29 protein-coding genes are annotated in these 25,392 nt (G+C 73.5%); 9 read left to right on the plus strand and 20 right to left on the minus strand.

All coding sequences use genetic code 11. The features are described 5' to 3' along the window. Window positions 1-30 precede the first annotated feature (30 nt). A complete protein-coding gene (locus CRP29_RS05790; protein ID WP_245852526.1) occupies window positions 31-1,011 on the plus strand; it encodes an EamA family transporter in 981 nt (326 codons plus the stop codon). Here CRP29_RS05790 and CRP29_RS05795 read toward each other — a convergent pair. Further along, window positions 927-2,351: a M50 family metallopeptidase gene (locus CRP29_RS05795; RefSeq protein ID WP_245852528.1), complete on the minus strand. Its 1,425-nt coding sequence runs from the start codon at window positions 2,349-2,351 to the stop codon at window positions 927-929. The two genes, CRP29_RS05790 and CRP29_RS05795, sit on opposite strands and share 85 nt — an antisense overlap. Then, entirely contained in the window at window positions 2,281-3,477 is a 1,197-nt protein-coding gene (dxr, locus tag CRP29_RS05800) for a 1-deoxy-D-xylulose-5-phosphate reductoisomerase (RefSeq protein WP_097194162.1), read from the minus strand. Before dxr ends, CRP29_RS05795 begins: the two co-directional genes overlap by 71 nt. A gap of 164 nt (window positions 3,478-3,641) precedes the next feature. Between dxr and CRP29_RS05805 the strand changes: the two genes are divergently transcribed. From CRP29_RS05805 to CRP29_RS22620, 4 genes are all read left to right on the plus strand, one after another. Then, window positions 3,642-4,532 carry an LPXTG cell wall anchor domain-containing protein gene (locus CRP29_RS05805; RefSeq protein ID WP_097194163.1) on the plus strand — a complete coding sequence of 297 codons (891 nt, stop codon included), beginning with the start codon at window positions 3,642-3,644 and terminating at the stop codon, window positions 4,530-4,532. Window positions 4,533-4,534: 2 nt separating this feature from the next. Further along, window positions 4,535-5,506, plus strand: coding sequence for an LCP family protein (locus CRP29_RS05810; RefSeq protein ID WP_097194164.1), 972 nt, complete (start codon window positions 4,535-4,537; stop codon window positions 5,504-5,506). Between the two features lie 112 nt (window positions 5,507-5,618). Then, window positions 5,619-5,945, plus strand: coding sequence for a DUF2631 domain-containing protein (locus CRP29_RS05815; protein ID WP_097194165.1), 327 nt, complete (start codon window positions 5,619-5,621; stop codon window positions 5,943-5,945). A gap of 180 nt (window positions 5,946-6,125) precedes the next feature. After that, window positions 6,126-7,145 (plus strand): hypothetical protein, encoded by a 1,020-nt coding sequence (locus CRP29_RS22620; protein ID WP_097194166.1) that lies wholly within the window; start codon window positions 6,126-6,128, stop codon window positions 7,143-7,145. Window positions 7,146-7,154: 9 nt separating this feature from the next. Here the strand turns inward: CRP29_RS22620 and CRP29_RS05825 are convergent, their stop codons facing one another. Next, on the minus strand, window positions 7,155-7,871 hold the full coding sequence (locus CRP29_RS05825) for a VIT1/CCC1 transporter family protein (RefSeq protein ID WP_097194167.1): 717 nt from the start codon (window positions 7,869-7,871) through the stop codon (window positions 7,155-7,157). Continuing rightward, window positions 7,868-9,052 (minus strand): dual-specificity RNA methyltransferase RlmN, encoded by a 1,185-nt coding sequence (rlmN, locus tag CRP29_RS05830; protein WP_097194168.1) that lies wholly within the window; start codon window positions 9,050-9,052, stop codon window positions 7,868-7,870. The genes CRP29_RS05825 and rlmN overlap by 4 nt, the downstream gene beginning before the upstream one ends. 91 nt (window positions 9,053-9,143) lie before the next feature. Here rlmN and CRP29_RS05835 point away from each other — a divergent pair, with 91 nt between their 5' ends. Next, the gene (locus tag CRP29_RS05835; RefSeq protein WP_097194169.1) at window positions 9,144-9,914 is read left to right on the plus strand and encodes a polyphosphate kinase 2 family protein; all 771 of its coding nucleotides are present in this window, start codon (window positions 9,144-9,146) and stop codon (window positions 9,912-9,914) included. Here CRP29_RS05835 and CRP29_RS05840 read toward each other — a convergent pair. Beyond that, on the minus strand, window positions 9,911-10,552 hold the full coding sequence (locus CRP29_RS05840) for a TrmH family RNA methyltransferase (RefSeq protein WP_097194170.1): 642 nt from the start codon (window positions 10,550-10,552) through the stop codon (window positions 9,911-9,913). The two genes, CRP29_RS05835 and CRP29_RS05840, sit on opposite strands and share 4 nt — an antisense overlap. 17 nt (window positions 10,553-10,569) lie before the next feature. Here CRP29_RS05840 and CRP29_RS05845 point away from each other — a divergent pair, with 17 nt between their 5' ends. Beyond that, window positions 10,570-11,682, plus strand: a complete 1,113-nt coding sequence (locus CRP29_RS05845; protein ID WP_097194171.1) for a DUF952 domain-containing protein — start codon at window positions 10,570-10,572, stop codon at window positions 11,680-11,682. Between the two features lie 3 nt (window positions 11,683-11,685). On the opposite strand, the gene CRP29_RS05850 is transcribed toward CRP29_RS05845, so the two are convergent. From CRP29_RS05850 to rpsB, 5 genes are all read right to left on the minus strand, one after another. After that, complete coding sequence (locus tag CRP29_RS05850) at window positions 11,686-12,549, minus strand: phosphatidate cytidylyltransferase (RefSeq protein WP_245852530.1); 864 nt, start codon at window positions 12,547-12,549, stop codon at window positions 11,686-11,688. 265 nt (window positions 12,550-12,814) lie between these two features. Further along, window positions 12,815-13,372: a ribosome recycling factor gene (gene frr / locus CRP29_RS05855; RefSeq protein WP_091980337.1), complete on the minus strand. Its 558-nt coding sequence runs from the start codon at window positions 13,370-13,372 to the stop codon at window positions 12,815-12,817. A gap of 70 nt (window positions 13,373-13,442) precedes the next feature. Further along, window positions 13,443-14,213, minus strand: a complete 771-nt coding sequence (gene pyrH, locus CRP29_RS05860) for a UMP kinase (protein WP_425427060.1) — start codon at window positions 14,211-14,213, stop codon at window positions 13,443-13,445. A 100-nt stretch (window positions 14,214-14,313) separates the two neighbouring features. Beyond that, window positions 14,314-15,129 (minus strand): translation elongation factor Ts, encoded by an 816-nt coding sequence (tsf, locus tag CRP29_RS05865; protein WP_097194173.1) that lies wholly within the window; start codon window positions 15,127-15,129, stop codon window positions 14,314-14,316. A 98-nt stretch (window positions 15,130-15,227) separates the two neighbouring features. Beyond that, the gene (gene rpsB / locus CRP29_RS05870) at window positions 15,228-16,163 is read right to left on the minus strand and encodes a 30S ribosomal protein S2 (RefSeq protein WP_097194174.1); all 936 of its coding nucleotides are present in this window, start codon (window positions 16,161-16,163) and stop codon (window positions 15,228-15,230) included. A gap of 302 nt (window positions 16,164-16,465) precedes the next feature. Between rpsB and CRP29_RS05875 the strand changes: the two genes are divergently transcribed. Beyond that, a complete protein-coding gene (locus CRP29_RS05875; protein ID WP_097194175.1) occupies window positions 16,466-17,095 on the plus strand; it encodes a M23 family metallopeptidase in 630 nt (209 codons plus the stop codon). Here CRP29_RS05875 and whiG read toward each other — a convergent pair. The 10 genes from whiG to CRP29_RS05925 form a co-directional block, all read right to left on the minus strand. Continuing rightward, window positions 16,986-17,786 carry an RNA polymerase sigma factor WhiG gene (gene whiG, locus CRP29_RS05880; protein WP_097194176.1) on the minus strand — a complete coding sequence of 267 codons (801 nt, stop codon included), beginning with the start codon at window positions 17,784-17,786 and terminating at the stop codon, window positions 16,986-16,988. The two genes, CRP29_RS05875 and whiG, sit on opposite strands and share 110 nt — an antisense overlap. A 91-nt stretch (window positions 17,787-17,877) precedes the next feature. Beyond that, window positions 17,878-18,813, minus strand: coding sequence for a tyrosine recombinase XerC (locus tag CRP29_RS05885; protein WP_097194177.1), 936 nt, complete (start codon window positions 18,811-18,813; stop codon window positions 17,878-17,880). Between the two features lie 31 nt (window positions 18,814-18,844). Beyond that, on the minus strand, window positions 18,845-20,104 hold the full coding sequence (dprA, locus tag CRP29_RS05890; RefSeq protein WP_097194178.1) for a DNA-processing protein DprA: 1,260 nt from the start codon (window positions 20,102-20,104) through the stop codon (window positions 18,845-18,847). Beyond that, window positions 20,101-21,381 (minus strand): YifB family Mg chelatase-like AAA ATPase, encoded by a 1,281-nt coding sequence (locus CRP29_RS05895; RefSeq protein ID WP_342745220.1) that lies wholly within the window; start codon window positions 21,379-21,381, stop codon window positions 20,101-20,103. Before CRP29_RS05895 ends, dprA begins: the two co-directional genes overlap by 4 nt. A gap of 205 nt (window positions 21,382-21,586) precedes the next feature. Continuing rightward, on the minus strand, window positions 21,587-21,850 hold the full coding sequence (locus tag CRP29_RS05900; protein WP_097194179.1) for a hypothetical protein: 264 nt from the start codon (window positions 21,848-21,850) through the stop codon (window positions 21,587-21,589). A 36-nt stretch (window positions 21,851-21,886) separates the two neighbouring features. Next, a complete protein-coding gene (locus CRP29_RS05905) occupies window positions 21,887-22,084 on the minus strand; it encodes a hypothetical protein (RefSeq protein ID WP_097194180.1) in 198 nt (65 codons plus the stop codon). 29 nt (window positions 22,085-22,113) lie between these two features. Continuing rightward, window positions 22,114-23,115, minus strand: a complete 1,002-nt coding sequence (locus tag CRP29_RS05910) for a hypothetical protein (RefSeq protein ID WP_097194181.1) — start codon at window positions 23,113-23,115, stop codon at window positions 22,114-22,116. Next, on the minus strand, window positions 23,115-23,771 hold the full coding sequence (locus CRP29_RS05915; protein WP_097194182.1) for a hypothetical protein: 657 nt from the start codon (window positions 23,769-23,771) through the stop codon (window positions 23,115-23,117). Before CRP29_RS05915 ends, CRP29_RS05910 begins: the two co-directional genes overlap by 1 nt. After that, complete coding sequence (locus CRP29_RS05920) at window positions 23,768-24,244, minus strand: hypothetical protein (protein WP_141437068.1); 477 nt, start codon at window positions 24,242-24,244, stop codon at window positions 23,768-23,770. Before CRP29_RS05920 ends, CRP29_RS05915 begins: the two co-directional genes overlap by 4 nt. A 184-nt stretch (window positions 24,245-24,428) precedes the next feature. Then, complete coding sequence (locus CRP29_RS05925) at window positions 24,429-24,803, minus strand: phage major capsid family protein (RefSeq protein ID WP_097194184.1); 375 nt, start codon at window positions 24,801-24,803, stop codon at window positions 24,429-24,431. Window positions 24,804-25,055: 252 nt separating this feature from the next. On the opposite strand from CRP29_RS05925, the gene CRP29_RS05930 reads away from it, so the two are divergent. Beyond that, on the plus strand, window positions 25,056-25,352 hold the full coding sequence (locus tag CRP29_RS05930) for a hypothetical protein (protein WP_097194185.1): 297 nt from the start codon (window positions 25,056-25,058) through the stop codon (window positions 25,350-25,352). Window positions 25,353-25,392: the final 40 nt, after the last annotated feature.

Genomic DNA, 25,392 nt, shown 5'->3' on the forward strand with positions numbered 1-25,392 from the left:
ACGCTACATGGTCGATGCACCGCTTTGCGCTTGTCCTTCACCCTGATGGGCCCGACGCTCGACCGCGTGCCCGTCCGCGACCGACTCCTCGCCTGCCTCGTCGCCGTCTGCTGGGGCGTCAACTTCCCCGCCACCGCCCTGGCCCTCGAGCACTTCCCGCCGCTGTTCATGGTCGCGCTGCGGTTCTCCCTGGTGGCGCTGCCCGCCCTGCTGTTCGTGCCCCGCCCGCCGGTGCCGGTGCACTGGCTCGTCGGGGTCGGGCTGGGCATCGGGCTGCTGCAGTTCGCCTTCCTCTACCTCGGCATGGCCGCCGGGATGCCGAGCGGCCTGGCCTCGCTCGTCCTCCAGGCCTCGGCACCCTTCACCGTCCTGCTCGCCGGCGTCTGGCTGCACGAGAGGCTGTCCGCCCGGCAGCTCGCGGGCGTCGGCCTGGCCGTCGCCGGGCTGGCGGTGATCGCGCTGCACCGCTCGCAGACCGCGGCATGGCTGCCCGTCGTCCTGACCCTGTGCGGGGCGCTGGGCTGGGCGATCGGGAACGTCTGCAGCCGGCAGGCGAAGGCGTCGAACGGGCTGCACCTCACGCTGTGGTCGGCGGTCGTCCCGCCCCTGCCGATGCTGGTGCTGGCGCTCCTGGTCGAGGGCCCCGACCGGATCGGCCGGTCGCTGGCCGACGTCGCCACCGCCGAGGCCCTGCCGGCCGTCCTGGGCCTGCTCTACGTGGTCGTCGTCGCCACGCTGATCGGGTACGGGGTGTGGAACTCGCTGCTGTCCCGGCACCCGTCGAACGTGGTCGCGCCGTTCTCCATGCTGGTGCCCGTGGTCGGCGTGCTCGCGTCGTGGCTGGCCTTCGGCGAGGTCCTGGACCCGGTGGAACTGGCGGCCGGGGCGCTCGTCGTCGCCGGCGTGCTGATCGGCTCGCGGCCGGCTCAGCCGGCGAGGGTGATCGGGTTGACGATGTCGGCGATGAACAGCAGCCCCGACAGCACGAGGAAGAGCCCGGCGACCACGTAGGCCACGGGCATCAGCCGGGCGATGTCGAAGGGCCCGGGGTCCGGGCGCCCGCGCAGCCGGGCGACGGTCGCGCGCGCCTTCTCGTACAGCGCACCGGCGACGTGCCCGCCGTCGAGCGGGTAGATCGGCAGCAGGTTGAACAGGAACAGCACCAGGTTCATCCCGGCCAGCAGCTGGAAGAACGTGCTGATCTTCTCCGTGGTGGTGATCCGGTCCAGCGCGAAGACCTCACCGGAGATCCGGCCGACGCCGACGACGCCGATCGGCCCCAGCGGGTCGCGCTCCTCCCCCAGGAAGGCGGCCCGGAAGAGCGCCGGGACGCGCTGCGGGATCTCGGCCAGCCGGTCGACCGCCCTGACGGCGTAGTCGCCGACGAAGCCCGGCACCGCGGTGAGCGGCTGCTGGACGTAGGTCTGCGCCGCCTGGACCCCCACGTAGCCGACCGTGCGGGTGCCGTCGGCCTCGCCGTCGCCGTCGTCGTCGACGCGGACGGTGTTGGCGATCGGGGTGACGGTGAGGTCGAGCTGCCGCGTGGCGCCGCCCTCCTCGCGCTCGACGGTGAGGACGACGGGGGTGTCGATGCTCGCCCGGATGGCGTCCTGGACCTGGCCCCAGCCGGTCGCCTCGTCGTCCTGACCGGTGTCGGCCACCGACGACACCGGGCGGCCGTCGATCGCGACGACGGTGTCGCCTGCCCGGATCCCGGCGGCGGCGGCGGGCGACGGCTCGGCGTCCTCCGGGCAGGTGCGGGTGGCGGCGTCCGCCGGCAGCACGCACTCCGGGACCGCGCTGACCGTCGTCGTCGCCCCGGGGATGCCGAAGGCCGTGAGCACGATCGTGAAGAACAGGACCGCCAGCACGAGGTTGTGGAAGGGGCCGGCGAACATGACGATGATCCGCTGCCACCAGGGCTTCTTGTAGAAGACCCGGTCGCCGTCGGTGGGCAGCACGTCGTCGAGCGCCTGCCCGCGCACCTCGGCGATGAAGCTGCGCATGCGGGTGGCGCGCTTGCTCTCACCCTCCTCGGCCGGCGGGATCATGCCGACGATGCGGATGTAGCCGCCGAGCGGGATGCCCTTGATGCCGAACTCGGTCTCACCGAATCGGCGCGAGAACACCGTCGGGCCGAAGCCGACGAAGAACTGCGGCACCCGCATGCCGAACTTCCGGGCCCAGAAGAAGTGGCCGAACTCGTGGAACCCGATGCTGAACAGCAGGCCGAGGGCGAAGGCGACGATCCCGAGGACCGTCAGCAGGAACCCGCTCAGCTCAGCCTCCGGCGATGATGCCCCGGGCGTGCTCCCGGGCCCACTTCTCCGCAGCGAGGACGTCCTCGACACGCGTGGGGGCGCCGAGGTCCGGCGCCTCGTCGAGGGTACGCGCGACGAGCTGCACGATCCCTGGGAACGACAGCCGACCCGCCGTGAAGGCCGCGACCGCCTCCTCGTTCGCCGCGTTGAAGATCGCCGGCGCCACCCCGCCGGCCTCCCCCGCCGAGCGGGCCAGCCGCACCGCCGGGAACGCCTGCTCGTCGAGCGGGAAGAACTCCCAGGTGCTGGCCGTGGTCCAGTCCAGCGCGGGCTGCACGTCGGGGAGCCGGTCGGGCCAGGCCAGGCCGAGGGCGATTGGCAGCCGCATGTCCGGCGGGCTGGCCTGGGCGATCGTCGCGCCGTCGGCGAAGGTCACCATCGAGTGCACGATCGACTGGGGGTGCACGACGATGTCGATGTCGGCGTACGGGACGCCGAAGAGCAGGTGCGCCTCGATCAGCTCGAGGCCCTTGTTGACCAGGGTCGCCGAGTTGATGGTGACGACCGGGCCCATGTCCCAGGTGGGGTGGGCCATCGCCTGCTCGACGGTGACCGCCTCGAGCTCGGCCGCCGAGCGACCCCGGAAGGGCCCCCCGCTGGCCGTGAGCACCAGCCGGGCGACCTCCTCGCGCGACCCGGCGCGCAGGCACTGCGCCAGGGCCGAGTGCTCCGAGTCGACGGGGACGAGCTGGCCCGGTGCGGCGGCGGCCAGGACGAGGTCTCCCCCGGCGATCAGCGACTCCTTGTTCGCCAGCGCGACCGTGCGGCCCGCCCGCAGCGCCGACAGCGTCGGGCCCAGGCCGATGGAGCCGGTGATGCCGTTGAGGACGACGTCGGCGGGGCGGGCGGCCAGCTCCTCGGCGGCGCGCGGCCCGGCGAGGATCTCCGGCAGGGCGTACTCCCCGCGCGACCACCCCCGCTTCGAGGCCGCGGCGTAGAAGGCCAGCTGCAGGTCCTGCGCGGCGGTGGCCTTGGCGACGGCGACGGTGCGCACGCCGAGGGCCAGCGCCTGCTCGGCGAGCAGTGCGACGTCCCCCCCGCCGGCGGCCAGGCCGGTGATCCGCAGCCGGTCGGGGTTCTGGCCGGCGACCGCGACCGCCTGCCGGCCGATCGAACCGGTGGATCCGAGCACGGTGACCTCACGCGGCTGGCTCATGCCGGTGATCCTGCCAAGCCGCGCCCCAGGACCTCGGCCTCACCCACCCCATCCGTCACTCCTGCCCCGGAAAGGTGATCCGGGCTCAAGCGGAACGCGATCGTGCCGATGGTGCAGATGACGGCCCAGCACCGGACCGCAGATGCCAAGGAAGGCCTCTCCCCATGTCGCAGTTCTCCCCTCGTCGTGCGGTCACCGCCGCTGGGCTCGCCCTCGGCACCGCCGCCCTCGGCGTGGCGTTCGCCCCTGCCGCCATGGCGGCCCCCTCCGTGACCGTCAGCCAGTCGACCGTCGCCCCCGGTGCGACCTACACCGTCTCCGGCACGGAGTGCATCTCCCAGGACTCGAACTACGACGCCCTGGGCGTCGTCTTCCTCGCGGTCGGCGCCCAGTCGGCCGACGCCGAGCCGGCGGCCGTGAACGGCTCCTGGAGCATCACCCAGACCGCGCCGACGGAGGCCGGGACCTACGAGTTCGCCGCCGTCTGCGACTGGTACACCGACGGCTTCGACTACCAGAACTTCACGCTCACGGTGGCCACGCCCTCGACCCCGGCCCCGGCCCCGGCGCCGACCCCCGCGTCCGCGCCCGTCGCGCCCGGCACCCCCCGCGGCCAGGCGGCCATCACCCCCGGCGTCACGAGCCCCGACACGGGCGCCGCGACCGGTGACCGCGCTCCGCTGGGCCAGAAGGTCGTGAAGGTGCTCACCGGGTTCAAGCCCTTCGAGGTCGTCACGGTCACCCTCAACTCGACCCCGCAGCGGGTGGGCTCGTTCACCGCCGACGCGTCGGGCACCGTCCGGATCGAGTTCACGGTCCCCGCGGGCACGCCGGTCGGTGACCACACGCTGGTCTACGAGGGCGACAAGGGCACCTACTTCCAGGAGTCCTTCGCCGTGGCCTCCGCCACGCTCGCCACGACCGGCTCGAGCCAGCTGGCCTCGACCGGTGCCAGCGTCGCCCTGCCGCTGGGCCTGGGCCTGGGCGCCCTCGCCGCCGGCGGCGGGCTGGTGTTCGCCGCGCGTCGCCGGTCCGCGGGGGCCGTGCAGGCCTGAGCATGACCGCACCGCACGATCCCGACGCCGGCCAGGTCCGCCCTGGCCGGCGTCGGCCGTGGTCCCGGAGGTGGCTCCGGGCAGCCGTCGCGACCGCGCTGCTGGTCCTCCTCGCCGTCGGTGTCGACGCCGCCCTCCTCGCCGCCCGGATGGGGCAGGTCCAGGTGGACCTCCGCGCCGACGACGGGGACGGCCGCACCTGGGTGCTCGTCGGGCTCGACTCGCGCGAGTCCCTGCCCGCCGGCGCGGGAGCAGACGCTTTCGGGAGCACCGAGGAGGTCCCGGGCAGCCGGGCGGACGTCGTGCTGGTGGTCCACCGGACCGACGCCGGCACACGGGTCCTGTCGGTTCCTCGCGACCTGCTGGTCACCGACGGGAGTCACACCGGCCGGCTGGCACTCAGCTGGCTGCGCGGGCCGCAGGCCACGGTCGCCGCACTGTGCGGGCTGGGCATCCCCACCGACCACCTGGTCACCGTCGACCTCGCCGGTTTCACCGATCTCGTGGACGCCGTCGGCGGGGTGGACGTCGACCTGCCCGGACCGGTCCGCGACCCGCAGGCAGGACTGCTGCTCACCGGTTCCGGGCGACAGGAGCTGGACGGCGCGACAGCTCTGGCCCTCGTCCGCTCCCGGCACCCGGAGATGCCGGCGGACGGCGGCTGGGAGCCGGCGCCCGTCGACCCCGACGGGCGCGCCGCGACGGCGGCCCAGGTGCTCGGGGCACTGCTGGAGCGCGTGGCCGACGCCCGCTCCCAGCCCTGGCGCCTGCAGAGGACGGCGTGGGCCGCCTCCGGCGCCATGTCCCTGGACCCCGGCACCTCGCTCGCCGACCTCGCGGCGCTGGCCGGCACGGAGCTCACCGCGGCCACCGTGCTGCCTGCGAGCCCGCCCGTCGAGGGCGCCCTGCTCCGCCTGCCCACGGCCGGCACGACCGCCGCGGTCGCCACGGCCGGCCTGGCCTGCGGCGGCTGACCCGGCGACGCGCGGCCGCCCTGGCCGGTGGCCGCCGGGCACGCCTGGCACTATGAGCGGGTCAGCGTCCTGCGAGCTGACCAAGGACACAGCAGCGTCGCGAGGAGAGCACGTGAGCGAGCAGACGCACCGGGATCGGATCTCGATCGACGACCCCGGCACCGAGCGGGTCAACCAGCCCGGGCGCGAGGAGGGCGTGGTCCGCGCCGGTGCGCACCCCGTCGAGCACGAGGAGCCGGCCGACTGGGGCTGGCACGGCGAGACGGGCAGGAAGGGGCGCTTCGGCGCCTGGATCGCCGTGCTCGTGACGCTCAGCTACCTGATCGGCAACCACGAGGGGCGCGTCGAGGACCTGTGGGTGCTCGGCATCGCTGTCGTGCTCGTCGTGATCCTGGTCTGGGACATGTTCCGCAGGAAGAACGCCTGGCGCAGCCGCTGACCGCGCTGCGGTCGACGACGAAGGGCTCGCTCCGTCCCGGGGCGGGCCCTTCGTCGTTCCGGCACCCGGACCGAGGCCTTCCGGGACACGTCCACGCCGTACTCCGGAGCTGAACGGCCCGGCACCGTACCCTTCCGCCGGAGCTCGGGCACGCCGGGCCGTGCGCCCGACGGAGTGCCCATGCCCCGCCTGCTCGCCCTGGTCGTCGTACTCGCCGCTGTCGTCGCCGGCCTGCTCATCCCGGTGACGGACGCCGTCGCCGCCCCGGCGGTGATCGTGTCGCCCACGACCGTCAACCCCGGAGGCTCGTTCACCGTCTCGGGCACCGGCTGCGGGGGCCCCGACCAGGCCCCGCCGAACACCGAGGAGCACCCCTGGAGGGTGTGGGTGGGCATGGGATGGATCAACGGGACGGTCCCGAGGACCGCTCCCGACGGCTCCTGGTCGGTGACCTTGCGGACCGACGCCACGCACCCGACCGGATCGGGCTTCGTCGTTGCGCACTGCGACCGTCCGGGCGCCCGGGTCTTCTCCTACGAGCAGGTGCGGCTGTTCATCATGCCCGCCACGCCTCCGCCGGTCGCTGCGCCGGTTCCGGCGCCGGTCACCCCTCCGGCGCCTCCGCCCGTGGCCCGCCCGACCGTGCCGCGGAGCTCTGCGCCCGCACCCGCGTCGCCGCCCAGCGCCGCACCGCGGACCACGACACCCACCACGCCACCCTCGTCAGCGGCGCCCTCCACGTCTCCGGCCAGCCCCGGCCCTTCGGCCGCCTGCACGGACTGCGGGCGGCTGGCCGCCGAGGAGCCACTGGAGGCCGGGGAGCAGCTGAGCCTGAGCTGGACCGGCTTCCAGCCCGGCGAGCAGGTCACGGTGGTCATGCGCTCGGAGCCCGTCACGCTGGGCACGTTCACGACCGACGCCACGGGCACCGTCACCGCCGCGCTCCAGCTGCCCGACGAGGCGGAGGCCGGCGCGCACACCCTCACGTTCTCGGGTCCCCTCAGCGGCGACCTCGTCGTCCTGCCGTTCCGCGTCGCCGCGGCCGATGGTGCGGCGGCCTCCGCGGCCGGCTCGGCCGCCGAGGCCACGTCGGACGACGGGGCGCTCACGCCCTGGCTGGTCGGCGGCGGCCTCGCCGCCCTGCTGCTCGGAGCCGGCGGCGTCGCGCTGCACCGCCGTCGGACCGCCCCGGGCGTCTGACCGACAGGGTCAGGCGACGGTGACGCCGATCGCCGCGCCGATGAGGTAGGTGATGCCTGCGGCCGCCGCGCCGAAGAGCAGCTGGCGTCCGGCGGAGAACCACCAGGGCCGCGGGGTGAAGAGCGAGGACAGCGCCCCGGCGACGACCAGCCCGATGCCGCCGCACAGCAGAGCCGGCCACAGCACCGCGACGCCGAACAGGTAGGGCAGCAGCGGGATCAGTGCACCGACGCCGAAGGTGACGAAGGAGGAGACGGCGGCCGTCATCGGCGACGGCTTGTCCTCGGGACTCAGGCCCAGCTCGGCGACGACGTGCAGGCGCAGCGCCGTCTCCGGGTCGCGGGACAGCTGGACGGCTACCTCGCGGGCCAACGCCTCGTCGACTCCGCGCACCTGCAGCATCTGGGTCAGCTCCCGCAGCTCCCCCTCGGGATTGCGCTCGAGCTCGCGCCGCTCCTTCTCCACCTCGCGGTCGAGCTGCTCGTTCTGCGTCTTCACCGAGGTGTACTCGCCGAGCGACATGGAGATCGCGCCGGCGACCAGGCTCGCGACGCCCGCCAGGACGATCGCCCGAGGTGCCGCGCCACCGCCGCCGACACCGGCCACCAGGGCGGTGTTGGTGACCAGCCCGTCCATGGCACCGAACACGGCCGCCCGCAGCCAGCCACCGGAGACGTCGGAATGGCTGTGGTCGTGCGCTTCTGCCTGCGGCGTCGACGCGCTCACGCGTCGCCCTCGGCACCCAGCTCGACGGGCGGCTCGACCGGCTCCGCCGACGGGGTGGGCAGGGCGACGCTCGGCACGCCGTCGACCTGGTCGGCCGCGGCGAGCTGGCCGCAGGCGCCGTCGATGTCCTGGCCGCGGGTGTCGCGCACCGTCGTCGGCACGCCGGCGGCGCGCAGCCGGGCGACGAACTCGCGCTGGGCCGGCAGCGGGCTGGCGTCCCACTTGCTGCCCGGCGTGGGGTTGAGCGGGATCAGGTTGACGTGCGCGAGCTTGCCGGCGAGGAGCTTGCCGAGCAGGTCGGCCCGGAACGGCTGGTCGTTGACGTCGCGGATCAGCGCGTACTCCACCGAGTAGCGGCGGCCGGTCCGCTTCGCGTAGGCGTCGGCGGCGTCCACGACCTCGCCGACCTTCCAGCGGGTGTTGATCGGCACGAGTGTGTCGCGCAGCTCGTCGTCCGGGGCGTGCAGGCTCACCGCGAGGGTGACGTTGAGGCCCTCGTCGGTCAGCCGGCGGATGGCCGGGACCAGACCGACGGTGGAGACGGTGACCGAGCGCTGTGCCAGGCCCAGGCCGTGCGGGGCGGGGGTCAGCAGCGCGTCGAGGGTCTTGCGGACGCGGGGGTAGTTGGCCAGCGGCTCCCCCATGCCCATGAAGACCACGTTGGACAACCGCCCGGGGCCCCCGGCGATCTCGCCGTTCGCCATCGCCGCGGAGGCGGCGACCGCCTGGCCGATGATCTCGGCGGCGGACAGGTTACGGGTCAGCCCCTGCTGGCCGGTGGCGCAGAACGGGCAGGCCATGCCGCACCCGGCCTGGCTGGAGATGCAGACGGTGGCGCGGCCGGGATAGCGCATGAGCACGCTCTCCACGAGCGCGCCGTCGTGCAGGCGCCACAGCGTCTTGCGGGTGCGCCCGTCGTCGGCGGTCTGGTGCCGGACGACGGTCAGCAGGCCGGGCAGCAGCGCCTCGGTGAGCGTCTCGCGGACGGCCGCGGGCAGGTCGGTCATCTGCTCCGGGTCGGTGACCCCGCGGTAGAAGTGCCGGGCCAGCTGGTCGGCGCGGAAGGCCGGCTGCCCGAGTTCGGCGACCGCCGCGCGGGCCTCGTCGCGGGTGAGGTCGGCGAGGTGGCGCGGCGGCTTGCCGCGGCGGGGGGCGTCGAAGACGAGGGGCAGGGCAGTCATGGCGGCTCCATCGTCCCACTCCCCCGGCCCGTGCAGCCCTCCGGAGACCGAACTCACCCCGTCCGGACGATCCCTGGCAGGGTCTGCGGTCATGAGCCGGCTCGCGGACGTCGACCTGACCGCCTCCCTCGACAAGAAGGAGTCGGCCGACCAGCTCGCCGCCGTGCAGCAGCGGCTGACCCATCTGCGCCTGCTGCTGGGCGGGCAGATCGGCCCGGGCGAGCTGGGCCCGCCGCTGCTGGTGCTCTTCGAGGGCTGGGACGCCTCGGGCAAGGGCGGGGCGATCAAGCGGCTGGTCGAGCCGCTCGACCCCCGGCACGCCCGGGTCGCGCAGTTCGCCGCGCCCACCTCCGACGAGAAGCGGCACCACTTCCTGTGGCGCTTCTGGCCGGTGCTGCCGGGCTGGGGCGGGATGACCGTCCTCGACCGCACCTGGTACGGCCGGGTGCTGGTGGAGCGGGTGGAGGGCTTCGCCACCGAGGAGACGTGGCGCCGGGCCTACCGGGAGATCGTCGACCTGGAGACGACGCTGGCGGCCGAGGGCACGGTGCTGGTCAAGTTCTGGATGCACGTCTCGGCCGAGGAGCAGCTGCAGCGCTTCGAGTCGCGCCGGGCCGACCCGTACAAGGCCTGGAAGCTGACCGACGAGGACTGGCGGAACCGGGAGAAGCGGCCCGAGTACGAGGCTGCGGTCGAGGAGATGCTCGAGCGCACCGACCACCCGGCGGGCCCGTGGCACGTCGTCGCCGCGGAGGACAAGCGCTGGGCACGCGTGTTCGTGGTCCGCACCGTCTGCGAGGCGATCGAGCGCGCCCTCGCCGCGCGCGGCATCGACGCCGATCCGCCGCTGACCGGCGGCTAGCCGATCCGCGCGTGCTGGCGGACCCAGGCGTGCATCGCGATGCCGGCGGCCACGCCCACGTTGATCGACCGGGTCGAGCCGAACTGCGCGATCGAGACGGTGAGCGAGGCACCGGCCCGCGCCTCCTCCGTGAGCCCGGGCCCCTCCTGCCCGAACAGCAGCAGGCAGCGCTCGGGCAGGACGGCGGTCTCGATCGGCACGGCGCCGGGGTGGTTGTCGACGGCGACCACCGGCACCCGCTCGGCGGCGGCGAAGGCCAGCAGCTCGCCGACGTCGGCGTGGTGGCGCAGGTGCTGGTACCGGTCGGTGACCATGGCGCCCCGCCGGTTCCACCTGCGGCGGCCCACGATGTGCACCTCCGCGGCGAGGAAGGCGTTGGCCGTGCGCACCACCGTGCCGATGTTCGCGTCGTGCCCGAAGTTCTCGATCGCCACGGAGAAGCCGTGCCGACGGTGGTCGAGATCGGCGACGATCGCCTCGACGGTCCAGTAGCGGTACCGGTCGACGACGTTGCGCCGGTCGCCCCCGGCGAGGAGCTCGGGGTCGTAGCGCGGGTCCTCCGGCCAGGGGCCCACCCAGGGGCCGACACCGACCGTCGTCCCCCAGTCGGTGGGGCCGGGCAGCTGGTCGTCGGGCACGCAGGCAGGATCGCAGGGTGGCTGCCGACGTCTACGTCCACCTGATCGAACCCGCTGCCTGGCGGGCGGCGCTGGAGCTGGGCGCGGTGCGCCCGCCGTCGCTGGACGCCGTCGGGTTCGTGCACCTGTCGACGCCGGAGCAGGTGCACCTGCCGGCGGAGGCGCTCTTCCCCGGCCGGCGCGACCTGGTGCTGCTCGTCGTCGACCCGGCCCGGCTGACCGACCCGGTGCGGCTCGAACCCGGCCGGCCCGAGGACCCGGCCGGGATGCTGTTCCCGCACCTCTACGGCCCGCTGCCGACGCGCGCCGTCGTCGCCGTCGTCCCGTACCGGCCGCCGGTGCAGCCGGTGCTGCCCTCCCCCGGCGATCCGCTCGCCCGGGCGCTGGCGCTGTACACGTCGCTCCCGGTGCGCCGGGCCGTCGGCGTGGGTGACGTGCCCGGCGGCGTGGTGGTGCTCGATCCCGACGTCCCCGCCTCCCACGACAACAACCGGCTGCTGCTGACCTCCCCGGTCGACGCCGCGACCGTGACCGCGACCGCCGAGGAGGTCGGCGGCAACGCCGGCTGGCCGTACCGGGCAGCGCTGCTGGGCTGGCCTGGCGCCGCCCCGGTCGCGGCGGAGCTGGGACGGGCGGGCTGGGAGGTGGAGCAGCTCGTGCTCATGGCCCGCTCCCCCGCCGACCCGCAGCCGGCAGCGACGCAGCGGGTGGAGGTCGTCGCGCAGACCGAGGTGCACGACCTGTGGGAGCGCTCGTGGCGCCGGAACCTCGCGACGACCGGCGCACGGCTGGACGCCGTGGTCGGGCAGCTCGTGGGGCGGGAGCGGCTCAACGACCTCGTCGTCGCGGTGACCGACCTGGTGGTGCGCGAGGAGGGCCGGGTGGTCGCCGCCGCGCAGCTTCGCGTCGACGGCGCGACCGCCGCCGTGGAGTCGGTGATGACCGACCCCGGTTCCCGCGGCCGCGGGCACGCCGACGCGTTGCTGGCGCGGGCGCTGGAGCTCGCCGGGACGGCGGGCTGCGACCTGGTGGTGCTGGAGGCGTCGGCGGACGACTGGCCGCGCGAGTGGTACGCCCGGCGGGGCTTCGCCGAGATCGGCCGGACCTGGTCGGTCAGCCGCGAGGCGTGAGGCTCAGACGGGCGCGAGCAGCGACAGCAGCAGGTAGGCGACCGCGGCGGAGGGCAGCAAGGAGTCGAGACGGTCCATGATCCCGCCGTGCCCGGGCAGCAGGTTGCCCATGTCCTTGATCCCGAGATCCCGCTTGATCAGCGACTCCCCCAGATCGCCGATGGTCGCCGACAGGGCGAGGGCCACCCCGAAGACCACCCCGCCCCACCACGGCTCGTGGAAGGTGAAGGTGAACAGGCAGACGCCGACGACCACGCAGGCCAGCACCGAGCCGGCCATCCCCTCCCACGACTTCTTCGGGCTGATCGACGGCGCCATCGGGTGCTTGCCGAAGAGCACGCCGGCCGCGTAGCCGCCGACGTCGCTGCAGACGACGGTGGCGATGAAGGCCAGGACCCGGGCCACGCCGTCGTCGGGGACGGCCAGCAGGACGGCGAACCCGGCGAGCAACGGCACGTACAGGGCGACGAAGACACCGGCGGAGGCGTCGCGCAGGTAGCCGGCCGGACCGTCACCGAGCCGCCACAGCAGCACGGCCAGCACGGTGACCAGGAAACCGGTGACCAGCCCGGTCGGCCCGCGGGTCCAGGCGAGCACCAGCATCGCCGGCACTCCGACGAGCAGCGGCACCAGCGGCGCGCGGAACGCGCCGGCCCGGAGCGCGCGGGTGAGCTCCACGACGCCCACGAGCATCGCCGCGACGACCAGGCCCACGAACGCCGCGCGCCAGATCAGCAGCGAGGCCAGCACCAGTCCGACGAGGCCGACACCCACGCCGATCGCGGCCTTCAGGTTCCGCCCGGCCCGGCCGTGCCCGGTCACGGGCTTCTCGGTCTCGGGCAGCTCGCCCGCGGGCACGTCGCTCATCGGCACCTCTTCCACCGGCCCCTGGTCCGCAGCGGCGGGCGGCACGACCGCCGGAGCCTCCACCGTGGCGTCGGGGGCTGGGGGTCGCGCGGAGACCGGTGGCAGCGGGGGCACCGACCGCGACCGGGACACCGGACCGGTGTCCCGGTCGGATCGCCCGCCGGCGGGGCGGGAGCCCGTCGGTGGGAAGGGCGGAGCCTCCGGGCGCAGGGCGCCCGGGCGGTCGGCGGAAGGGGGTGTCATGGGCTCGGTCGGCCGTCGGAGGTCAGACCTCGAGCAGCTCGGTCTCCTTGTTCTTCATCGCCTCGTCGACCAGCGCGACGTGCTGCTCGGTGAGGGTGTCGAGCTCCTTCTCCGCGCGGCGGACGTCGTCCTCACCGGCCTCGCCGTCCTTGGCGATGCGGTCGAGCTCGTCCTTGGCGCGGCGGCGGATGTTGCGGATCGCCACCTTGGCGTCCTCGCCCTTGGACCGGGCCTGCTTGACCAGGTCGCGGCGCCGCTCCTCGGTCAGCTGCGGGAAGACCACCCGCAGGATCTGGCCGTCGTTGGTCGGGTTGACGCCGAGGTCGCTGTCGCGGATGGCCCGCTCGATGGCCGTCAGCTGGCTCATGTCGTAGGGCTTGATGACGGCCATCCGCGCCTCGGGCACGGTGATCGACGCCATCTGCGGCACGGGCGTGTAGGCGCCGTAGTAGTCGACCATGATGCGGTTGAACATGGACGGTGCGGCCCGTCCGGTGCGGACGGACCCGAGGTCCTCCCGGGCGACCGACAGGGCCTTGTCCATCCGCTCCTCGGCATCGAGCAGGGTGTCGTCGATCACGGGTTGTCCCTCCTGCGGCGGCCGGACCGCGGCCGCCGTCGTCCTGGTCTGTGCGGATCGTGCGCCGGCGTCAGGCCGGTTGGCTGATCAGCGTGCCGATCCTCTCACCTGCGGTCGCCCGGGCGATGTTGCCGTCGCGCAGCAGGTTGAACACCACGATGGGCATCCGGTTCTCCATCGCCAGGCTGATCGCCGTCGCATCGGCGACCTTGAGCTCGTCGGCAAGCACGGTGGCGTAGTCGAGGTCGTGGTACATCGTGGCCGCCGGGTTCGTCCGGGGGTCGTCGTCGTACACGCCGTCGACGCCGTTCTTGGCCATCAGCAGCACCTGGCAGCCGATCTCCATGGCGCGCTGGGCGGCGACGGTGTCGGTCGAGAAGTACGGCATGCCGGCGCCGGCGCCGAAGATGACCAGCCGGCCCTTCTCCAGGTGCCGCACCGCCTTGCGCGGGATGTAGGGCTCGGCGACCTGGCCCATCGTGATCGCCGTCTGCACCCGGGTCTCCAGGCCCACCTGCTCGCAGAACGCCTGCAGGGCGAGCGCGTTCATCACCGTGCCGAGCATGCCCATGTAGTCGGCGTGTCGACGGTCCATGCCCGCCTGTGCGAGCTCCGCACCGCGGAAGAAGTTGCCGCCCCCGACGACGACGGCGACCTGCGTCCCCTTGTGCACCACCTCGGCCAGCTGCTCGGCGATGCTGTGCACGATGCCGGAGTCGATGCCGACCTTGCCGCCGCCGAAGGCCTCACCGGAGAGCTTGAGCAGCACGCGCTTGTAGCCGCTGCCGTCGGCGGGCTGGAACGCGGTGGGCGCGGACAGCGGTGCGGTCGTCTCGGTCAACGCGTCATCCCTCGTTCGACATCAGTGGGTTGATCCTGCCGTACAGGCGTCCGGCCCCGCTCCTGGAGAGGAGCGGGGCCGGACGTCGGTGCGTGATGCCTCAGGCCTGGCCGACCTCGAAGCGCGCGAAGCGCTCCACGGTCATCCCGGCCTCGTCGACGATCTGCTTCACCGTGCGCTTGGGCTCGGTGATCGACGGCTGCTCGAGCAGGACGAAGTCCTTGAAGTAGGCGTTGACCCGACCCTCGACGATCTTGGTGATCGCCTGCTCGGGCTTGCCCTCCTCCTTGGCCGTCTGCTCGGCGACGCGGCGCTCGGTCTCGACCGCCTCGGCCGGGACCTCCTCGCGGGTGAGGTAACGCGGGCGCGCGGCGGCGATGTGCATCGCCAGGCTGCGGGCCGCCTCCTCGGTGCCACCGCTGTACTGCACCGCGACACCGATGGCCGGGGGCAGGTCGGTGGCCCGCTTGTGCAGGTACGTGGCGACGGTGCCCTCGAAGATCGCGAACCGGCTCAGCACCAGCTTCTCGCCGATGCGGGCGGACTCGCCCTCGACGAGCGCGGCGACGGTCTGGCCGTCGACGTCGGAGCCGAGCAGCGAGGCGGCGTCGGCCGTCTTGCTCTGCAGGCCGATCTCGAGCAGGCGCTCGGCCAGCTTGATGAAGTCGGCGTTCTTGGCGACGAAGTCGGTCTCGCAGTCGAGCTCGAGCAGCGCGCCGTCCTTGCTGACGACGATGCCGTTGGTCGTGGAGCGCTCGAGGCGCTTGCCGACGTCCTTGGCGCCCTTGACGCGCAGGAACTCGACGGCCTTCTCGTAGTCGCCGTCGGCCTCGGTCAGGGCCTTCTTGCAGTCCATCATGCCGGCGCCGGTGGCGTCGCGGAGACGCTTGACGTCGGCTGCGGTGAACTCAGCCATGTCACTTCCTCTGTAGGTCCGTGGATGCTGCTGGTGGAGCGGACAGGCGGCGGCGCCGCCCCCCTGCCGGTCGACGGGAGGGGGACGGCGCCGATCCGTCAGACGGCGTTGTTGTCCTTGCCGCCGGTGGTGGCGGGGACGTCCTCGACCGGGGCGACCTCGGCGGCGGCGACGGCGGGCGCCTCGGCCGGGGTCTCCGGCAGCGGCGTGGCGGTGGCGTCGTCGGCGGCCGGGGCAGCTGCGGCGTCACCACCGGTCAGCAGCTCGCGCTCCCAGTCGGCCAGCGGCTGGTCGCCACCGATGACCGGCTCGGCGCCGTCCTCGCGGCCGGCGTTCGCCTGCGCGGCCGAGCGGGCCATGAGGCCCTCCGCGACGGCGTCGGCGATCACGCGGGTCAGCACGGCGATGCTGCGGATCGCGTCGTCGTTGCCCGGGATCTTGTAGTCGACCTCGTCGGGGTCGCAGTTGGTGTCGAGGATCGCGACCACGGGGATCTTGAGCTTGCGCGCCTCGCCGACGGCGATGTGCTCCTTCTTGGTGTCCACGATCCAGATGGCGCTGGGCACCTTCTTCATGTCGCGGATACCGCCGAGGGAGCGGTCGAGCTTGGCCTTCTCGCGGCTGAGGACCAGCTGCTCCTTCTTGGACAGGCTGACCAGCACGCCGGTCTGCTCCATGTCCTCGATCTCCTTGAGGCGCTCGAGGCGCTTGAAGACCGTCTGGAAGTTGGTGAGCATGCCGCCGAGCCAGCGCTGGTTGACGTAGGGCATGCCCACGCGCGTCGCCTGCTCGGCGACGACCTCCTGCGCCTGACGCTTCGTGCCGACGAACAGGATCGAACCGCCGTGCGCGACCGTCTGCTTGACGAACTCGTAGGCGTTGTCGATGTACCCGAGCGTCTGCTGCAGGTCGATGATGTAGATGCCATTGCGCTCGGTGAAGATGAATCGCTTCATCTTCGGGTTCCAGCGACGGGTCTGGTGCCCGAAGTGGACGCCGCTGTCGAGCAGCTGCTTCATGCCGACGACTGCCATTGCAGCCTCTCTTCTTGCGCGTACGACCCACGGGGCCGCAACGCATGGTCCGGTTGTCGCGGGCACCGGGTGGCGCCCGCCCTGGCGTCCTGCAGCACCACTCCCCCAGCCCTTGCGGGCCAGGACCGAGGTGGCAGCTGCCCCGCCGATCGGCGGGAAGAGGACACGCGAAGTCGACCCGTCGGACGGGTCGCACCGGACAGCATACGCGACCTCCCGAGAGCTCCTCCCCCGCCGCCGGGACCGTCCACAGCCGTGCGCGAGGCGGTTCCGCGGGGGCCGCGGCGGCCCACGCTGGAGCCATGCGCTCAGGGCTCGCCGTCGTGCTGACGGCCCTCGCCGTCGCGGCCCTGGCACCCGCCCCGTCCACGGCTGGTCCGCTCGCCCCGGACGCGACCGGCCCGCCGGTCGGCGCCTGGACGGCACCGCTGGGCGGGGAGCCGCCGGTGACCCGGCCGTTCGAGCCACCGGCGCACGCCTACGGCCCCGGACACCGGGGCGCCGACCTCGGGGGTGCGCCCGGGGCGCCGGTGCTGGCGGCGGGCGACGGCGTGGTCGCGTTCGCCGGGATGGTGGCCGGCCGGCCCGTGGTCAGCATCGACCACGCCGGCGGCCTGCGGACGACGTACGAACCTGTCGACGCGTCGGTCGGCGCCGGCCAGCGCGTGACCCGGGGCTCCCGGATCGGCACGCTCTCCCCCGGTCACGCCGGCTGCCCCGCCGACGCCTGCCTGCACTGGGGGCTGCGCCGCGGCGAGGTCTACCTGGACCCGCTGCAGCTGCTCGCGGTACCGCGGGTGCGCCTGCTGCCGCTGCGGGGGCTCAGGCGATGTCGGCGAGCTTGGTGCGCAGGTGGAGCACGGCCTTGGTGTGCAGCTGGCAGATGCGGCTCTCGGTCACCCCGAGCACGCGGCCGATGTCGGCGAGGGTGAGGCCTTCGAAGTAGTAGAGGGAGACGACGACCTTCTCCCGCTCGGGCAGCTGCTCGACCGCGCGGGCCAGCAGCTGGCGGGCCTCACCGTTCTCCGCCATCGCCTGCGGGTCGAGGGCGCGGGTGTCCTGCAGGGTGTCGCCGAGACGCGGCGAGCCGCCGTCGTCGTCGGTGAGCAGCTCGTCGAGGGCGACCACGTTGACCAGCGACAGCTGGCCGAGGAACTTGCGGATGTCCTCGACGTCCATGTCCATGGCGTCGGCGACCTCGTCGTCGGTCGGCGTCCGGTGCAGCTTGGCCTCGAGCTCGGCGACGGTGCGCTCGAACTGGCGGGCCTTCATGCGCACCGACCGCGGGATCCAGTCGGTGTTGCGCAGCTCGTCGATGATCGCGCCGCGGATGCGGGCCATCGCATAGCTCTCGAACTTGACCTCGCGGGTCGGCTCGTAGCGGGTGATGGCGTCGATGAGGCCGAACGTGCCGTAGGAGACCAGATCGGCCTGCTCGACGTGTCCCGGGAGGCCGCTGCCCACCCGGCCGGCGACGTACTTGACCAGCGGGGCGTAGTGCAGGATCAGCCGGTCGCGCAGGGCCGGGGACCGGTCGGCCACGTACTGGGCCCACAGCTGCGAGACGAAGGCGTCGGTGTCCTCGGCCGCGTCGTCGAGCCGGTGGATCGTTGCCTCAGGCACGGTGGCCCTCCTCGCTCGCGCTGCGGGCTCGCGCCCCGTTGTCCTGCCTGGTGGTGGCTGCCGCCTGACGCATCCGTACCCCGCCGTCCGTTCAGGCCCGTGGATGGGCTTGGGCGTGGACGGCACGGAGTCGCTCGACGGTCACGTGCGTGTAGATCTGCGTCGTCGCGAGGCTAGCGTGGCCGAGCAGCTCCTGGACGGACCGGAGGTCCGCGCCGCCCTCCAGGACGTGGGTCGCCGCGGAGTGACGCAGCCCGTGCGGACCGATGTCCGGGGCCCCGGGAGCGGCCGCGACGGCGGCGTGCACGGTGCGGCGGGCCTCGCGGGCGTCCAGCCGGCGCCCGCGCGCGCCGAGCAGCAGCGCCGGGCCCGAGTCGGCTGCCGCCAAGGCCGGGCGGCCGCGCGTCAGCCAGGCGTCGAGGGCCTTCTCGGCCGGGAGCCCGTAGGGGACGGTGCGCTCCTTGCGGCCCTTGCCGAGCACGCGGAGCACCCGCCGCCCGCGGTCGACGTCGTCGACGTCGAGGCCGACGAGCTCGCTGACGCGGATGCCGCTGGCGTAGAGCAGCTCGAGGACGACGGCGTCGCGCAGGCCGATCGGCTCCTCGGCGCCGGCGGCGGACTCGACGACGGCCCGGGCCTGGTCGGGCGCGAGCACGTCGGGCAGCGTGCGGTGGGCCCGCGGGCTGACCAGCCGGAGGCCGACGTCCTCGGTCGCGTGCCCGGCGCGGTGCAGCCACCGGGTGAACGAGCGGGCCGCGGCGGCGTGCCGGGCGGTCGTGGCCCGGCTGTGCCCCGTGGTGCGGCCCTGCGCGAGCCAGCTGCGGAGCGCGGCCAGGTCGAGGTGGTCGGGCTGCTCGCCGCCGCGGCGGGCCAGGTGGTCCAGCAGTCCGACGACGTCGGTGACGTACGCGCGGACGGTGTGCTCGGAGAGATCCCGCTGGCTGCGCAGGTGCTCCTCGTAGCCGGCCAGCACCTCGGTCAGCGCAGGCGGGAGGGCGGCGCGCGCGTCTGCCGTCCCGGTGCCCACGGGGGAACCGTCCGTCGGCGCGGGCGGGCGGTCAAGGTGCCGCGCCGGAGCCGCCGCCGGCCCGGACCTTCGGCGGCGGCGCGAGCCGCCACCCGGTGCCGGTCCACTGCACCAGATCGGCGAGTTCGAGGGCCGGCAGGACGCGCAGCACCTCGAGCACGTCACAGCCGGCCACCGCCGCCAGCCGCTCGGGGCTCACCCCGCTCCGCACCGGGCAGGCGTCGAGCACCCGGGCGGCGAGGTCGGAGAGCCCGTCCCGCGCGGTGGCGGGCTTGGACGCGGGCTCGGCGAGGTCGTCGCCGAAGCTCCCGACCGCCTGGATGACGTGCGCCGCCGATGCGACCAGTTGAGCTCCGAGCTCTCCCTCGCGCAGCAATTCGTGGCATCCCACGCTCATGGCGCTGGTCACCGGTCCCGGGACGACGAGCAGGGACCGCCCGAGGTCGCGGGCCCGACGGGCCGTTGCCTGGGCACCCGACCGTGCGGCGGCCTCGACCACGACCGTGCCCCGCGTGAGGGCGGCGATCAGGCGGTTGCGGACGAGGAATCGGTGCCGCAGCGGCGCGGAGCCCGGTGGCCACTCGCTGACCAGCAGGCCCGTCTCGGCGATGCGCGCGAACAGCGCACCGTGCGCCGCCGGGTAGGGGCGGTCCACCCCGCAGGAGAGCACCGCCACCGTCGGCGCCTCGGCCGCCAGGGCCCCGCGGTGCGCGGCGGCGTCGATGCCGTAGGCGCCGCCGGACACGACCGTCCAACCCCGCTCCCCCAGCTGGTGCCCGAGCTCGGCCGCGACGTGCTCCCCGTAGGCGGTCGAGGCGCGGGAGCCGACGACGGCCACCGACCGGTCGACGAGCTCGTCGAGCCGGCCCGGCCCGCGCAGCCACAACGCCAGCGGTGGCACCAGCGCCTTCGTGCGCTCGGTCTGGTGCCGCCGCTCGTCCGGTTCCGCGGCGACCGCGAGGGTCAGCGCGTGCAGCGGCAGGTGTGGCCACTCGTCGTCCTCGGGGATCACCAGCCGCGCCGCGCAGCGCTCCGCCCGCTGCAGGTCGGCGAGGGTGCCGTCCTGCTCCGCCCGCGCCCCGATCAGCGACCGCACCGTGTCGGGGGCCCGGCCGTCGCGCAACCGCCGCACGGCCTCGACCGGGCCGTGGTCGTCGACGTAGCGCCAGAGGTCCACGGTGCCCGGCTCCACGGCGCGGCTCAGCCAGGCACGGGCCCGACGCAGACCCGGGTGCACCGGCCCGCCGGACGCAGCGGCGGCGTCCTCGAGGTCCTCGTCCAGCGTGGTCATGCCGCCACCCTCTGCAGCCGCATGCCGAGGGCCTCGGCGATCTCGTCGGCACCCGGGACGGTGCGGCCGGCGAGGTCGGCCAGCGTCCACGCGACGCGTTGCACGCGGTCGAAGCCGCGGACCGACAGGGCGCCCCGCTCCAGTGCCCGTTCGGCCAGCGCCAGCGACGCCCGGGGTGGGGCGAAGCGCCCGCGCAGCAGGCGGCCGGGCACCTGGCTGTTGAGCGTCAGCCCGGTGCCGGCCAGCCGCTGCGCGGCGACCGCCCGTGCCCGCCGCACCCGTCCGGCGACGACGGCGGTCGACTCCGGCTCCCCCAGCCCGTCCAGCCAGGCGGCGCGCGTGACCGGCGGCAGCTCCACGCGCAGGTCGATGCGGTCCAGCAGCGGACCCGACAGCCGGGACCGGTAGCGGCGCCGCTCCAGCGGGCTGCAGGTGCAGGCGGCGTCACCGGCCGCGCTGGCGCAGGGACAGGGGTTGGCGGCGAGGACGAGCTGCGCGCGGCAGGGGAACGTCGCCGACCCGGAGGCCCGCGAGATGGTGACCTCGCCCCGCTCCAGGGGCTGGCGGAGCGTGTCGAGCACCGCCCGGGGGAACTCGGGGGTCTCGTCGAGGAAGAGGACGCCGCGGTGGGCCCGGCACAGCGCACCGGGCCGGATCTGGCCCGAGCCGCCGCCGACCAGCGCCGCCATGGTCGCGGAGTGGTGCGGCGCCTCGAAGGGCGGGCGGGTGAGCAGCGGTGCGTCGGACGGCAGCGTCCCGGCGATCGAGTGGATGGCGGTGACCTCCAGCGCCGCCTGCTCGTCCAGCGGCGGCAGCAGCCCCGGCAGGCGCTCGGCGAGCATCGTCTTCCCGGCACCGGGTGGCCCGGCGAGGAACAGGTGGTGCCCGCCGGCGGCGGCGATCTCGACCGCGCGGCGCCCCACGGACTGCCCGACCACGTCACCCAGGTCGGCGGCCGGCGCCGGGGCGGGCACGGCTGCACGCTCGTGCCGCGCGAGCACGCGGCGGCCGGCGAGGTGCGCCACCACCTCCTCCAGCGACCGGACGGCCAAGACCTCGATGCCCTCCACCAGCGCGGCCTCGTCGGCGTTGGCGGCCGGGACGACGACCTGCGGGTGACCGGCCCGGGCCGCGGCCAGCACCGACGGCAGGACCCCGCGGATCGGCCGGACGGCGCCGTCGAGGCCGAGTTCACCCAGCAGCACCAGCTGGTCGATCGCCTCGCCGGGCACGGTGCCGGCGGCCGCGAGGACCGCGACGGCGAGCGCCAGGTCAATATGACGGTTAGGACACGTCTAAAGCGAACCTCAGCCGGCCGGGCGTGAGCCGCCCGTACCCCCGGGTCAAGGCGTCACGGACGAAGGCATGACCACCTGCTCCCTCACCGGGATGGACGCCCGGTCGCAGCTGAGCAGCGGCGTCTTGACCGCAAGTGTTAACCGAAGTCTGGGCAGCCCCCCCCCGGCTCATACGCAGGTGCGACTAGAGCCCGGCGACATGGGCGCTGATGAGCAGCGTGTTCCCGCAGTGGTCGCAGACCACGGGGATGAACTTCATCCCACGCTCCGTGGTGTTCACCCCGTCGGGGCCGACCTCGGCGAGCGCGAGCGGCTCGGTCACGGTGAACTCGTCGCGCTTGCAGAGGGTGCAGGTCATGTGGCCCGCCCCCTGCTTGAGGATCCAGGCGACCGTGCGCTCACGGGCGTCGTCGGGGGAGAGCGGACCGGACTGCGTAGGCATGGGCATAGCTGGCACCGTAGGCCGAGGCACTGACAGAAAGCCCTAGTCGACCGAGCTGTCCGCCCGCCGGGCGAGGACCGCCGCCAGCTCGTCGAGGGAGTAGAGCGACGCCTCGTCCGGGCTCCAACGGGGCTCCATCCGGTAGCGGTGTCGCCAGATCCGGAGCGTCGCCGGACGGACCACGGCGTAGGTCGCGGCGTCGGCGGCGGAGAGCAGGACGGGCGTCGGCGGGATCGTCACCACCGGATCATCCCGCGCCGTTCACCGCGTTAGGGCCGCGTCGGGAACTGACTCAGCCAGAGGGTGTGGGCAGCCAGTAGCGCCGCCCCGGCCTCCTGGATGGACTGCGCCCGATGGGTCGTCCGCCAGTCGTTGTCGGCGTTGTAGGCGCGGCGCAGCTCCGGGAGTACCTCGTGCGCGAGGTCGAGGGTGACCCGGATGCCCTTCTCCGCCCGGGGCGAGGGCTCGTCGTAGCCCGTTTCCCCGAGGGTGCAGGCGAAGCTGCCGTCGGCCCAGAGCTGGATCTGGGCGTCCAGGCCGACGACGGTGTCCGAGAGCGTGAAGGTGGCCGGCCCGAAGCCCACGGCGTCCCGCATGATCAACGTCAGCAACTCCATGCGGTCCATGTCGATGCCGCCGGAGAGCGCCGCCGTACGGAAGACCTGGTCCTGGCAGTGGAGGTTGATCAGTTCCAGGATCGTCAGGGTGTCACTCAGCTCCGGCTTGTTGTACGTGCGCCAGAGCAGCCAGCGGAAGAAGTCGCCATCCCCCATGGTGAGCACCGTGTCCGAGGTGAGCAGCGTCGCTGCTGGGTCAACCGTTCGCACCGTCTCGGTCAGGTACGGAGTCACCTGACGCTTGACGGAGACGGCGTCCTTGAGCGTCATCAGGACGAGTAGCTTGCCGTCCTCCCCCGTCCTGCTGATGAAGATGTCGGCGGCGCGCAGCTCCAGGAGCTGCTCCTGGTCCGCCCCCTTGCCGTAAAACTTGATGGCTGCCGGGCTCGTCTGCCGCCAGTACAGGCGGCCGCGGACGTGCTCCGGCACTTCTCCGTCCTCCGCGACGACGATCGCCTCGCCGCCACGGAACGGCACCGGACCCGTGAGCCCGACTCGCGTCTCGTCGTCGGTCAGCGCGCCCCAACCCGAGTTGAGCACCGACCCCCGCGGCAGGCGGTCCTCGTTCATCGCGGCGGCGAGCTGCGAGAGGGACGCCTTGGTGTTCAGCGTGGCCGGCGTGACCAGGAGTCGGCCACGGGTTACGGGGGGCATCAGTTCGTCCTGTCCAGCTGGAACTTCGTGAGGTTGGGCACCTTGCGTACCAGACGGGCGACGAAGTTCCGGAACCGACCCCGAGCGACCACACGGTAGACCACCGGCACCGTCGCGGAGTTTGGAGCGCGGACCACTCGCACCACGCAGTCCGACCAGTTGGCCGGCGCCTGGTCGGTGAGGTCGAGGTCGAACTCCAGCCCGCGCCGGACGCCCCGCACCTGAGCGAGGTCGGCTGGGGGCGACTTCTCGTGGACGACGTCGAGGAACTGGCTGCCCAGCTCCAGGCGCGCCGCCGGACTGCCCGATTTGAGGATCGCCCGCACCGCCGAGGCCAGCACCGAGCGGCCGTCCCACTCGACCAGCACCTGGAACGGACGCTCGGCCGGGGGGTGCGCGAACCCATGGGTGCCGTTGGGCACCGGCAGCTTGTTCTCGTCGGACCAGGTGAACGTCACCCTGGGGAGCAGCAGCAGCCGGTTGCCCAGGAAGACGACGAGCACCGCGCTGAGCAGCAGGGAGATGACGTCCGGCACGATCTTCCACGCGAGCCCTTCCAAGGGCTCGAACAGTGGATCGATCTCGCTCTTGACCCAAATCGTCGCGATGATCCGGGCGACGTCCCAGGACCCGGACTTGACAGCCTCGGAGATCAACCCAGCCGCACCTTGGACCAGGCGACGCGGAGCGCGGAGATCAGCTCGTCAGGCGACGAGTTGTTCCCGGTGATGGAGCCGAAGCGCCCCAGGCGGAAGCGACGGCGACTCGGCTCGCTGACGGTGATCGCGACGATGTAGATGTCCTCTGCCTCCCGGTTGAGGTAGCGGAGCGCGCCGGAGACGTCGCCGTCGCTGATCAGCTCCCGGAGTTTCGCCGACACCTCGTCGGCTTCCTCGCCCTCCACCGGGTGCATCCGCCGGTCACGGAACTCGAACCGCTCGACCCTGAAGCCCCGATCGCTCAGTGCGGCGACCAGTCGCACGAACGCATCGGTGCCGAGGCGCGGCACGTGCAGGGAGGCGTCGTCCGACTCCAGCTCGTCTGGCCCCTTGGCCAGCGGGTTCTCCACGGCGTCGAGCTGCTCAGACCCGTCCCCGCGATCGCGGAGGACGAGCTGAACGGGGGGCACGTTCGACATACTGCCCGCCCCTGCTGATGGTTTCGCCCGGGGGCGATTTTCGCCCGCTAACGATCCAGCGACGGCCGGGACGGCGTCGCCGTAAGTACTGGCTCGGTGGGGCTCGACCCCCGGTCCGCCGCAGCAGCTCCGCGACGAGGACGGCGGCCGGGGATCGAGGTCTAGTGGGTCACCGTCAGGCGCGGACGCCCCGGACGATGTCGAACGCCTTGGACCGGGCGACGGCGAGATCACACGTCGACCAACCGACCAGGCCGAAAGAGCCCGACTCGACCATGTAGCGCTCCTGGAGCACGGTCACCTGGAGCGCCGTCCGGACGCCGAGGATCAGCTGCCGGAAGTCGCCGGTGAATACGTCGCTGGTGTCGTTGCTCGTCCCGGTCGTGAACGCCGTACCGACCTGCGACGTCGTGAGCCGGCGGACGCCGTCGAGGTAACCGGGGGCGGCAGGTACGCGCCCGAGCCGTCCTTGAGCTTCGCGAGGGTGCGCGCGGTGCGATCGGCCATGATCTGGGCGGTCGGCTCCTCGTTCACGTCCCGGCAGGACCACTCGTCCGGTGAGAGAACGTCTTCTTATCGCTCTCCAGGGCTTGGACAGGTCGCCCGGGATCTGCGGGCCGTGGTCGGGGCAGCCAGCCCGGGTAGATACGCCCGCCGGCAATGCAGCGGGGTGGGCGGCGCCCGTTTTGTCACTGCTGCTCGACCATGTGGATATCTGCGCGCCAGACCCATCGAACCTGACATTCTGACGCCGTCGGCGAGGTCACCTGCCTCGCGGCCACACAGGCTTCGGAGCGCACGCATGGACTACAACGCGCGGGTCGAGCTCGACTCCCACGACTTCGACGAGGTGGCCGTGGACGTCCTGATGGACGTCGTCGCCGACCATCGCGGTGTCGTTGCCCGGGCGGTGCATGGCGGCCGCGTCGAGCTGATCTTCACCGTGCCGGCCGATTCGATCCGGCTGGCGACGGTCACGGCGCTGTCCGTCGTTCTGGCCACCGGGCACGAGGTCTACGCGCTCGAGGTGCTGCCCACCGACGAGTTCCACCGGCGCACCGACCGCAGAGAGCCGGCCGAGGTCGTCAGCTACCCCTGACCGCCGGCCGCCGCGCCACCGAAAGCAACCGCCCCACCTT

The organism is Blastococcus aggregatus (assembly GCF_900221005.1).
Lineage (GTDB): Bacteria > Actinomycetota > Actinomycetes > Mycobacteriales > Geodermatophilaceae > Blastococcus > Blastococcus aggregatus.

Bases quoted from the DNA above. Each gene is read 5' to 3' on its own strand.
- CRP29_RS05805 (WP_097194163.1), top strand. From the start codon at position 3,642: ATGTCGCAGTTCTCCCCTCGTCGTGCGGTCACCGCCGCTGGGCTCGCC.
- CRP29_RS05900 (WP_097194179.1), bottom strand. From the start codon at position 21,850: ATGCCCATGCCTACGCAGTCCGGTCCGCTCTCCCCCGACGACGCCCGT.
- rpsB (WP_097194174.1), bottom strand. From the start codon at position 16,163: ATGGCAGTCGTCGGCATGAAGCAGCTGCTCGACAGCGGCGTCCACTTC.
- rlmN (WP_097194168.1), bottom strand. From the start codon at position 9,052: ATGACTGCCCTGCCCCTCGTCTTCGACGCCCCCCGCCGCGGCAAGCCG.
- CRP29_RS05835 (WP_097194169.1), top strand. From the start codon at position 9,144: ATGAGCCGGCTCGCGGACGTCGACCTGACCGCCTCCCTCGACAAGAAG.
- CRP29_RS05810 (WP_097194164.1), top strand. From the start codon at position 4,535: ATGACCGCACCGCACGATCCCGACGCCGGCCAGGTCCGCCCTGGCCGG.
- tsf (WP_097194173.1), bottom strand. From the start codon at position 15,129: ATGGCTGAGTTCACCGCAGCCGACGTCAAGCGTCTCCGCGACGCCACC.
- CRP29_RS05850 (WP_245852530.1), bottom strand. From the start codon at position 12,549: ATGAGCGACGTGCCCGCGGGCGAGCTGCCCGAGACCGAGAAGCCCGTG.
- CRP29_RS05930 (WP_097194185.1), top strand. From the start codon at position 25,056: ATGGACTACAACGCGCGGGTCGAGCTCGACTCCCACGACTTCGACGAG.
- CRP29_RS05910 (WP_097194181.1), bottom strand. From the start codon at position 23,115: ATGCCCCCCGTAACCCGTGGCCGACTCCTGGTCACGCCGGCCACGCTG.
- dprA (WP_097194178.1), bottom strand. From the start codon at position 20,104: ATGACCACGCTGGACGAGGACCTCGAGGACGCCGCCGCTGCGTCCGGC.
- dxr (WP_097194162.1), bottom strand. From the start codon at position 3,477: ATGAGCCAGCCGCGTGAGGTCACCGTGCTCGGATCCACCGGTTCGATC.
- CRP29_RS22620 (WP_097194166.1), top strand. From the start codon at position 6,126: ATGCCCCGCCTGCTCGCCCTGGTCGTCGTACTCGCCGCTGTCGTCGCC.
- CRP29_RS05875 (WP_097194175.1), top strand. From the start codon at position 16,466: ATGCGCTCAGGGCTCGCCGTCGTGCTGACGGCCCTCGCCGTCGCGGCC.